This window comes from uncultured Bifidobacterium sp. (genome assembly GCF_949292005.1).
Taxonomy (GTDB): Bacteria; Actinomycetota; Actinomycetes; order Actinomycetales; family Bifidobacteriaceae; genus Bifidobacterium.
The window spans coordinates 24,036-34,649 of the sequence record NZ_CASEXV010000008.1 but is presented as its reverse complement, the minus strand read 5'-3'; the positions used below and the strand labels follow the sequence as shown (position 1 = coordinate 34,649).

Annotated in this window: 9 protein-coding genes; 1 reads left to right on the top strand and 8 read right to left on the bottom strand. The window is 61.3% G+C overall.

Annotation, left to right across the window (positions count from 1 at the left end; genetic code table 11):
* The first annotated feature begins 264 nt into the window (after positions 1 to 264).
* Complete coding sequence (locus tag Q1X90_RS00350; protein WP_300765678.1) at positions 265 to 1,179, top strand: acyl-CoA thioesterase II; 915 nt, start codon at positions 265 to 267, stop codon at positions 1,177 to 1,179.
* Here the strand turns inward: Q1X90_RS00350 and Q1X90_RS00345 are convergent.
* From Q1X90_RS00345 to Q1X90_RS00310, 8 genes are all read right to left on the bottom strand, one after another.
* On the bottom strand, positions 1,151 to 1,687 hold the full coding sequence (locus tag Q1X90_RS00345; RefSeq protein ID WP_300765677.1) for a DUF3180 domain-containing protein: 537 nt from the start codon (positions 1,685 to 1,687) through the stop codon (positions 1,151 to 1,153). The two genes, Q1X90_RS00350 and Q1X90_RS00345, sit on opposite strands and share 29 nt — an antisense overlap.
* On the bottom strand, positions 1,684 to 2,517 hold the full coding sequence (locus tag Q1X90_RS00340; RefSeq protein WP_300765676.1) for a hypothetical protein: 834 nt from the start codon (positions 2,515 to 2,517) through the stop codon (positions 1,684 to 1,686). Before Q1X90_RS00340 ends, Q1X90_RS00345 begins: the two co-directional genes overlap by 4 nt.
* An 8-nt stretch (positions 2,518 to 2,525) precedes the next feature.
* Entirely contained in the window at positions 2,526 to 4,613 is a 2,088-nt protein-coding gene (gene ftsH, locus Q1X90_RS00335; RefSeq protein ID WP_300765675.1) for an ATP-dependent zinc metalloprotease FtsH, read from the bottom strand.
* Positions 4,610 to 5,173 (bottom strand): hypoxanthine phosphoribosyltransferase, encoded by a 564-nt coding sequence (gene hpt / locus Q1X90_RS00330; RefSeq protein ID WP_300765674.1) that lies wholly within the window; start codon positions 5,171 to 5,173, stop codon positions 4,610 to 4,612. Before hpt ends, ftsH begins: the two co-directional genes overlap by 4 nt.
* Positions 5,160 to 6,260: a tRNA lysidine(34) synthetase TilS gene (tilS, locus tag Q1X90_RS00325; protein WP_300765673.1), complete on the bottom strand. Its 1,101-nt coding sequence runs from the start codon at positions 6,258 to 6,260 to the stop codon at positions 5,160 to 5,162. Before tilS ends, hpt begins: the two co-directional genes overlap by 14 nt.
* Positions 6,261 to 6,267: 7 nt before the next feature.
* Positions 6,268 to 7,704, bottom strand: coding sequence for a D-alanyl-D-alanine carboxypeptidase/D-alanyl-D-alanine-endopeptidase (gene dacB, locus Q1X90_RS00320; protein ID WP_300765672.1), 1,437 nt, complete (start codon positions 7,702 to 7,704; stop codon positions 6,268 to 6,270).
* Positions 7,705 to 7,794: 90 nt separating this feature from the next.
* Positions 7,795 to 9,021 (bottom strand): glycosyltransferase family 2 protein, encoded by a 1,227-nt coding sequence (locus Q1X90_RS00315; protein WP_300765671.1) that lies wholly within the window; start codon positions 9,019 to 9,021, stop codon positions 7,795 to 7,797.
* On the bottom strand, positions 9,022 to 10,593 hold the full coding sequence (locus Q1X90_RS00310; RefSeq protein ID WP_300765670.1) for an AI-2E family transporter: 1,572 nt from the start codon (positions 10,591 to 10,593) through the stop codon (positions 9,022 to 9,024). It lies immediately after the preceding gene.
* Between the last annotated feature and the right edge of the window lie 21 nt (positions 10,594 to 10,614).

Genomic DNA, 10,614 nt, shown 5'->3' with positions numbered 1-10,614 from the left:
GACTGGGCGAGGAGGCCGCGCGCCCCCATCGCCTGCACCGTAAGCTGACGCGCTGACCTATCGCCGCACGTCATATTCGAAAACCCGCCGACGGCCACCGTCCAGTCATGGTTCGATGGCCGTCGTTACAATAATTCCAATCTTCCTTTACCTTCTCTCGATAGACTACAAGCCACGAGGTCGAGGCGATTGAAGCTCGGCTGGGATTCACACAGCATGGCACGGACCCCGCGAGGGACCCGGACAGAGGAATCGAGGAACAGCATGACCGAGACCACCACGACAAGCCCTCTGGAGCACGTCGCCAAAGTACTGCGTTTGGGAACGCCTTCGGCGTACCGCAACCACACCTATATCAACGGGGAGAGTCTGTATTTCCCCACCGGACGCGTGTACGGAGGCCAAGTCATCGCCCAGTCCATTATCGCGGCTTCAAAAACCGTCGATGGGGACCGGCTTCCGCATTCCATCCATGGGTACTTCATCGCGCCCGGCGACATACACCAGGATCTGCTGTTCGATGTCGAGACGCTGCGGGATGGACGGTCTTTCTCCGCCAGACGGGTGAACGTCACCCAGTCACAGGGATCGATTCTGACCGCCATCGCGAGCTTCCAACGGACAGGCCAGACCGGGGTGGAGTTCGCAGACGCGATCCCCCAGGACATCCCCGACCCCGACACGCTCACCAGCGCCAAGGATCTGATGGCTCCCTACGCAGGAAAGTCAGCCTTCGCCGACTTCTACGCCGAACGCTCCCCCTTCGACATCCGTCATGTGTCTCCGACCATCATGCTTGGCGCCGACAAGGAAAGCGCGGAGCATGACAGCGGGCGCCAGCTGGTGTGGATGCGGGCGGACGGCCATGTGGACCTTCCCCAGGCGATGCACCGCGCCATGCTCGCCCTGCAGTGCGACCAAGTCATGATGGAGCCGGTTCTGCGCAGAGCCGGTCTGAGCATATCGACACCTGGCATTTCCTTCGCTTCCCTGGACCATTCGATGTGGTGGTACCGCGACGTCGACATCAACGACTGGCTTCTCTACGTGCAGGACACTCCCACGGCGGCCCACGGACGCGGGCTGGGAACCGCAAAGGTCTATGACGGAAGCGGCGCTCTGGTGGCCGTGATGTCACAGGAGGCCATGATCAGGGTTCCTGACCCGCAGACGCACTGACGGGAGAGGCCATAACAGACCTCGACCCCACGTTCCGAGCGGACTCCGGACCATCCTGCGGTGGTATCTGGCACAGCCATTCGCCCACGATTCCGATGATGAGATCGACCAGACAGACGCCCGCGGTGACTAGGCATTGCACAATGGCGTCGCTGTAATACGTCGCCTCGGCATGGCTTAGTGTCATCACGACCTGACCCGTATACCATCCCAGCAACGCGGCCGACGCCACACCAAGCGATTTGGCAAGAAGAAGTGTCGTCATGGCCTTCGTGGGATCCAACCGGGACCTGCGCTTGGCCGGATCGGTTGTGGCATAGGCATGCACCTGCAGGCACAGGACGAGCACAACAAGACCAAGAAGCAGCAGAACGATCGGAACAATCCACGGCGCTCCGATAAGGGACACCGATGACCGGCCATCCCACGACGCGAGGCAGATTCCGCCGGTCAGACCCAGCAGACCGGCAATGACGTAATACCACCCTGGCGTGCGCCGCGCTCTCATACGATCCCCTCCGAATCGGCCGCCGCCCCGCGAAACACCCAATCGTCGGCCAGCATCCCCACGTTCTCGGCATCAGGGGCCATGGCGGCCCTATAGGACACGGGATCGCCGTCCACGACCGCATCGGGTTCCATATCGGACCAAGGAACGAGAACGGCGGCCGAGCTCCTCACGGACTCGTCTGCCACAATGTCATGGATGTCATCGGCATCCCCCGATGTCGTTAGCATGTCGATGATCCGGACATCACAATCCTCCATGTCGGAGATGATGGCATGAACCGCGGAGGACAGGCCCCGCGCCGACAGACAAGTGGACAAAGACAGAAGAGTCGTCATGGAGTCAGGCCCATCCACCGCGCTGACGTGATAGAGGGCGGATATCCCCTCCACCTGGTTCCCTGGTATGGCATCGATGGCCACCACAACCGAACGGAACAGCCCCTCCGCCTGCGGTGACGTCGATATGAGCGAAAGGACCGCGCGTCGTCCCGCGGGGGGCGCGAAATCAATCTGGCCATCCCCCGTCGAGTTTCGCGCGTCCGCCGCCCCGCAATCCTCGTCAGGGACATGGCATCCGTCGGCGCGCCCGTCATCATCGGCGTCTGCGCCATCAACGCGAACACTCACGTCCACGTCATCGGCGTTGACCGGTCCCAGAAAGGCGACAAGGGACTGATCGGGATGATCAAGGATGATGGTGGCGTTCAACCCATCGGCAAGTCTGGTGGCGATATCATGGGCCGACGGCTCATCCACCATCGACTCCATGGAGATGGGGTCGATGTCAAGAACGAGCCGGGCCCTGACGACATGCCGGGAACCATCCATGATGTCCATCACTCCCCGGCTTTGATGCCCACGGACCTTTTCAGCGACTCTGGAATCTCCACGGGCGGAAGATCCGACACAGGCCGATCATCGTTGGATAGCCACAAGGTGCGCTCGGGAGCTTTGCGAATCCGGGAGAAGACCCTCGCCAGTTCCTTCTCGTTCAACGTCTCCTTGACGAGCAGCTCGCGGACAAGCTCATCGAGAACGTCACGGTTCTCGCTGATGATCCTCCACGCCTCGGTGTGCGCGGTCTCCACGAGACGAAGCACCTCGTCGTCGATGATCTGCGCGGTCTCATCCGAATATTTGCGCGGCTGCAGACCGTCCATCACCGTGGTCTGATCGTCGTCCGACCCCCACTGGATCGCTCCGAGCCGCTCGGAGAAGCCGAATTCGACAACCATCTTGCGCGCGATTGCGGTCGCCTTCTCGATGTCGTTGGATGCACCCGTCGTCGGATCGTGGAACACGATCTCTTCGGCGGTTCGCCCTCCCATCGCGTAGGCCATCTGATCCAGAAGCTGATTGCGCGATTGCGAGTACCGATCAGTTGTGGGCATCACCGCGGTGTATCCGAGGGTGCGTCCACGGGGAAGGATGGTCACCTTCGTCACGGGGTCGGTGTTGCGCAGGGCAGCTGCCACCAAGGCGTGGCCTCCCTCGTGGTATGCCGTGTTGCGCAGCTCGTTGAGGGCCATGCCTTTGGACTGCCTGCGCGGACCCGCCTGAACCCTGTCGATGGCCTCGTCGATGGCCCTGTTGTCGATGAGCTGGGCCCCCGAACGTGCGCAGAGCAAAGCCGCCTCGTTGAGGACATTGGCCAGATCGGCTCCGGTGAACCCGGGAGTTCTCACGGCCACCATGTGCAGATCGACATCCGGAACAAACGGCTTGCCCTTGGCGTGCACCTTCAGAATGGCCTCGCGTCCCTCAAGATCGGGTGCCTCGACACCAACCTGACGGTCGAAGCGTCCCGGACGCAGAAGCGCGGGATCAAGAACATCGGGACGGTTGGTCGCGGCGATGATGATGAGATTGGTGTCGTTGTCGAATCCGTCCATCTCGACAAGCAGCTGGTTGAGCGTCTGCTCCCTCTCGTCGTGGCCTCCACCCATGCCGGATCCGCGCTTGCGGCCGACGGCGTCAATCTCATCGATGAAGATGATGGCGGGGGCGTTCTTCTTCGCCTCCTCGAACAGCTCACGCACGCGGGACGCGCCCAGACCGACGAACATCTCGACGAAGTCCGACCCGGCCATCGCGTAGAAGGGAACACCCGCCTCGCCTGCTATGGCCCTCGCGAGCAGCGTCTTGCCCGTTCCGGGAGGACCATACAGCAGGACGCCACGCGGTATCCGGGCGCCCAGCGCCTTGTACTTGGAGGGGTCCTTGAGGAAGTCCTTGATCTCCTCGACCTCCTCGACAGCCGACTGCTCACCAGCCACGTCCGCGAACTTGGTGGTGGGCGTCTTGCCCTCAAGAAGCTTGCCGTTCTTCTTACCACCCATGCCGAGCATGCCGTTGGCCCCGCCCATGCGGCTTAACAGGAACCAGAAGAGCCCGAAGACGATGATGAACGGCAGGATGGATGTGATCAGATAGCTCCAGATGCTCGTCTGCTGCATGCTGGAGGTCCATCCGTCGGATGGATTCGCGCTTTGCACCGCTTTGACTATCTGCGCACCCTGGGCGAAGGTGTAGTAGAACTGCACCTTCTTGCCGTAATCGCGGGTTTTGCCGGTTGATGAGTCGGTGGTCGTGTAGTTCTCGCTGAGCGTGAGCTTCACCAGCTGGCGGTTGTCGATGATCTCCGCGTAGCTGACGGTGTTGCCACTGAGCAGGCTGAGTCCATCCTTCGTGTCGATGGTCTGGGTTCCCGTTCCGGAGAACATCTGGAAAGCCGAAAGAACCAGCAGGACGAGCACCACAACCCAGAGCCACGGAGATTGCCAGAAAGGCTTCTTCTCCCCGTTGTGCGAATCGTTGTCACCTCCCGCAAAGGGATTTGTGAAGGGATTGCTCCCACCATGGGTGGGCTTGCGCCCGCCGCCGTCGCCCCCGCGGGGTCCTTGGGAATCCTGAGGATTGGTCATGCCTGATCTCCTTGGTACACATCCGGTTTAAGCACCGCTATCGAGGTGAGATTGCGGAAACGCTCGTCGTAGTCCAATCCGAATCCGACCACGAACTCATCGGGAATCTCGTATCCTCGATACCTCACATGCACGTCGACCTCGCGTCTGGATGGCTTCTCCAGCAATGCGAACACCTCGACGGAGGCCGCGCCTCTTCTCCTCAGCTCGTCGACCAACCACGCGAGAGTCCTTCCGGAGTCGATAATATCCTCGACGATAAGGATGTGCCGGCCGCGAACGTCGGTGGAGATGTCCTGACGGATGGTCACCTTTCCACTGCTTGTGGTCCCCGATCCGTAGCTTGACAGACTCATGAACTCAAGGGAGACGGGAATGCTCAATGCGAGAGAGAACTCCGCCATGGTGTTCACGGCCCCTTTGAGGACCCCCACCAGCATGAGATCCTTGCCCGCATAGTCGCGGCTCACCTGGGCCGCGACCTCTTCGATTTTGTCCTGTATGGACTTGCTGCTCACCAGCTCATGGTCGATGGCATCCTGAACGTCAGCAATTTGCATGCACCCCATCTTGGCACAGCCGAATGACGTGTTTCTGGCGAATGGCCGAATACTTGCTGGGAAGCGCGACGGCGCTTTGACCATGCCAGTCGACCACGAGCGAATCAACCGCCTCGACGTGCCGCGACGTGGGAACCAGACCCAGAAGCGACATCGCACGCATCAGAACCCGCGAACGGATGGCCTTGTGCTCATGAGCCAGTCTCGCGGCATCGACGACGACCTCAGGTCCGGACCCGCCATCAACCATCCGGATGGCCTCATCCACCACGGCGTCCGCGCAGGAGTCGAGGTAGTTTTTATCCACAGCGCACAACCGCGCGCTACGGGCCAGATGCCCTGCCACGTCGCCCCCCATGAAACGCGCCAGATAGGGCATAAGCGAGTGACGGACTCTTGACCGCAGCGGGTATTCGCGCGGAAGGTCGACGTCGGCGTCGCAGGCGTCGCCATTCGTCGGGTCATCCCACCAGGACAGAGCGCAGTCCTCGCAGATTCTCGTCGTCTGCTCCCTGCTCAGCCGCAGGAAGGGCCGGAGAAAGACCACACCCTGAACCGACGTCTTATCGGGCATGCCGGCCACACCATCCAAACCACCGACCCTCAGCAGCCCCATCAGCACGGTCTCCGCCTGATCGTCAAGCGTATGGGCAAGAAGAACGGCGGCCGCGCCCTCACGACGGGCATGTGAGGACAACGCCTCATAGCGGGCGTCACGGGCGCACGCCTCGAGTCCGCGGCCGTCGTTGGACACCCTCACGGAAAGGACATCCACCGGATCCAGACCTCTGCCAGCGCACTGGCGGGCGGCCTTGTCGCATACGTCGCGCGACCCCTCCTGGAGTTGATGATCCACCAGTACAGCCCCGCAACGAATCCCCTGCGACGCGCAGACAATCGACGCCACCGCCGCGAGGGCCAGCGAATCGCGTCCGCCCGAGCATGCGACGAGAACAAGAGGGGCATCGGGAGCCGGCACATGCCGACCATGCTCACGAAAACGAGGATCTCGATCCGTCAGGCCGACGGCCCGCAACGCTCGACGGACCTCCCCCACTGCGGCCCGCAACGATGGCGTGTATGTCATCCTTCCCTCACAATCCCGCCAAGGCGACTCCCAGGGAGTCGATCGCCGCGCGGGCCGACTCATAATCCTTGGGATTGTTCACGACCACAGCGAAGGCAAGTACTCCTCCCGACTTTGTCGACACCGTTCCCGCCATCGAGGTGACATCCGACAGGCTGCCGGTTTTCACGCGCAGAAGACCGTTGACACCCGAGTCTCCAAACCGATCCTTGGCAGTGCCCATCAGCCCCGATACCGACAGTCCCTCGGCGGCCGCGGCGACGCCATGCGCCCCCAGATTCATCTCCTGCACGGCGACAAGCGTGCGCACGGTTACACGCGACCCGGGGGAAAGCCCCGAACAATCCGCCATCGTCAATCCCGTCAGAGGTATCTTCAGCGACCTCAGAACGCGTTCGACGGCAGTGACGGCACCGGTCGGCGAGTTTCCGGTGCGCATCTTCAAAGCCAGAAGCCTGCCGAACTCCTCGGCAAGCGTATTGTCCGAGTGCCTGAGCATGAAAGCCATGATCTCGGTCAGCGTCGCCGAATGCACGGTGGCCAGGGATGTGAGTCCCGATCCCGCCGTCGCGGACGAGATCTGGCCCTCGACTTTGATGCCCTGCTCCTTGAGACGGGCCACAAAAACGGACGCGGCGCCGGATGCCGTGGTCGTCGACAGAGTCGGGTAATCGTCGAACACATCGGGATTCGTCGGCGCCTTCCCGGACGCCCATTGTCTCCCTCCATCCACAGCCAAAGAGGATATCGGGGTGAAGTACAGGCCACCGTCATTGTTCTCGCCCACATGGGCCGGAGATCTCACCGAGCCAAAAAGCGTGTCGTCCACAGCAAGACGGACCGTTGTCACACCACGGCTTCTCAAGGCCTTCGCAGTGAGGGACGCCAGACTGCGCAGGCCGGCACGTCCGTTGATATGCTCCGGGTCGTTGTCGCCCGACGACAGCAGCATGTCGCCGTTGCCTTTGAGTATCACCGTCGGCGTGCCGGACCGGGATTCGCCGGAATCAAGATAGGTTGTGGTGTCGAGCGTCGATCCCATATCCAATCGGGATGCGGCGGCCAGAGCGGTTAGGATTTTCAGTGTCGACGCGGGCTGACGCGCCACATCGGCGTCATGCCCGCCGACAATGGTTCCATCCGCCTGGGATACCGCCACGGAATAGTCGTCTCCCAGCCCCGAGGCCGACCCGAATGTCGATATGGCTGATGCGACGGCCTTGGCGCTGACGGTCGCGGACAGATCAGCCGCTCGAACAAGACCGATGGAGGAGCGCACGGCCGGCGCCGCCGACAACGCCCGACTCTGGACGTTGTGGACAGTCAAAGGGCCTGGGACCACATCCCCTATGTCTGCGAGAAACCATCCCAGAAGAAGCAGAACCGTGATCAAAGAGGACAGTGCGACGACCACGACGCGTCGATGATGTCCGGGGGCGCGCAATGTTCCGTCCTCCACCTCAGGACACGGACGATGTCCACCACGATGGAAGCGCGGTCGGCCGCCTGTTCCCCATCCGAAAGCCATCGCCGTCTACCGCCCCTGATGCTCGATGGGCTTCCACTGGGCCTTGGAGAACACGGCCTGGAAGGAAATCGGCACATAGCTGAACATGTATATGGGGAAGCTCAGAACGTAGGCGAGAAGCTCCTTGTTGCTGGCGCCTATCCTGTCCCTCTCGACCACAATGGTCAACGCGGCGAGCCCCATCATCGCCAGAACGCTGACGAGGATCCCGGATGCCCAACCCGTCAACGCGCTCAATTGGCTCGACCACGTGACGAAACCGAACAGGGCGAACAGCGTGCCGAGAATCATACGGACTATGGCCAGAACGGTGAACGGACACAGCAGCAGCGTGAAGTCGACCGCAGAGAAATCTCGCTCCCTCACCGCTCGGCGAATCAGCGCGGGGCCATAATACCGGAAGACCTGCAGAAAGCCCTTGCTCCAGCGAAGACGTTGCCTCCAGCTCTGTCGGAAGGTCACCGGCTGCTCGTCGTACAGGATGGCCGACCCGCAGTATCCGACCCTGTCTCCATGCAGAACGGAGTCCATGGTGAATTCGAGATCCTCCGTGAGCAGATGGAATTTCCATCCCCGATTGCGCTTCATGATCTCCTTCGAGAACATGAATCCGGTTCCCCCCACGTGGCAGCTCGATCCGAAAAGCATTCGAGAGTTGTTGAGGAATCGCGATTCGCGGATGAACCACAGCGCGGATCCCGATGAAACCCAATTGTCCGCGAGATTCACGGAGTTGCGGTAGCTTGTCAGAATCTTGAATCCAGATTGGAAGGCGTTGTTCATCTCCGCGATGTAGTGCTCGTCAAGCTTATTGTCGGCGTCGAAGACGAAATACGCGTCGTATGCGTCGGCCATACCGTTCTCGATCATGCTGTTGAGAAGATACGTCAGGGCGTAGCCTTTGCCGACCTTCGACATATCGAAGCGTTCAACCACATGGCATCCCTTCGACCGGGCCACTCGAGCGGTGTCGTCCGTGCAGTTGTCGGCCACCAACCATATGTCGATCAGATCGGACGGGTATGTCTGGGAGCGGATGCAGTCGATGAGGTTGCCGACCACATGCTCCTCGTTACGAGCGGATATGAGAACGGCGTAGCGCTTGTTCATGGGTGCTGCGGGGAAAGTGATCTCATGGGAGAACAGCGACGCCACGATGCATATGCCCTGATAGAGAACCCCGGCCCCTCCGACAACCATCAGCAGAAGATCCAAGACGACAAGAAAAACCATCTAACTCCACCTCGATCGAGGATTTCCATCATTAATCGGCCGCTCGGGACCAGCGGCGGAGCCATCGTCGGCAGCGCCGCCACTACCAGAAGCGCCGCCTTCCGTATCGGGTCCGGCCGCGACACCGCCATCATTGTTCAACACCGCGGAATCCTCCGGGCCGTTCGGACCGCCACGTCCATCCGCCCGACCACCCGGTCTCACCCCGCCCGCGGATGTCCCATGAGACGCCAACGCTCCACGGGGAATAGCGACCGTCATGGATTCCTCGGCATCGGCAAGCGACGATTCCGGATAGAGATCGTTCTGAAGACGCCTCAGCTCGTCGCTCATCGGAGCGCGGGAGGTGGATCCCTTGGCGGCTCGCGGCATCCGATCGCTCACAGGCCTGATGACATGCTCGCTGAACGCCTCAGCGCCCTCGACGACCTTCGATTTGCGCACCGGAACAGGATCGGCCATCAAAGGTGAATCAACAAGGTCGTACCGCTTGAGATAGACCTTGAGGATGGCCTGCACGCTGGCCGTGACCGGCAATGCGAGGAAGGCTCCCAACGCTCCGAACATGGCCCCGAGAACCAGGACGGACAGGAACGCGACCGCCGGGTTGAGGTCCATGGTCCTCTCGGATATCTTCGGGGAGAGGATGAGGTTCTCGATCTGCTGGTACACGACGATGTACACAAGAACACCCACGGCATACATCAGCCCGTTGGAGCCCCACGCGAAAACCACTGGGAGGGCGCCGCCGATATAGGTACCCACAGTGGGTATGAACTGGGATGTTATGCCACAGAACAACGCCAGCGGCAGCCATGATGGCACATGGATGACCTCAAGGAACACGGCCATGCAGGCCGCGTTGATGGCTGCGAGGATGGTGCGTGAGAACAGAAAACCCGAGATCTGGTCCTGGACGACGGTCCAGCCCAGAAGAAAACGCCTTTGACTGACTGGCCCCAGCCACTGGCAGAGGCTTCTGCGCATCTTCGGCCCCGCCGCCGAAACGTAGTACGCCACCATAACCACGGTAAGGAGGTCGAGCAGCGCGCTGAACATGCCCATCGTGGTGCTCAAAGCCTGTCCCGCGACATCAGTCACCCACGACGTCTGGATGCTGCTGAGAATCTCCCCTCCCACGCTGCTCTTCTCGGGAAGCGTGATGTCGGCGTGCGAGAAGACGAAATCGCGCACCTGGTCGTAGACCTCCGGAACGCCCTTAACCATCGCGATGACCTGCTGGACGAACATGTTGCCGAAAAGACCCAGCAGCGCTATGACGACGATGGACAGGCCGATCAGGCTGACCGCCGCCGCGGCCCCACGTCTCCATCCGTGGCGCACCAGGCGCACGACCAGCGGCTCGATGGCCAGGGCTATGAATATGGCGATGACGATGTCGAGGACAATGAACGAGACCTTCCCCCACGACCGCCACAGGAAGATGGCCAGAAAAACGGCGATGGCCGTGTACAGAAGAGCCCGTCCCCACCATTCAGGAGGCCTGCGCGGGTCCCCGCTGGACGGGAACACCGACGCGAGGTCGATCTTGGTGTCGTCATGAGAGCGCATGGCGTCCATTCTACAGTTTGT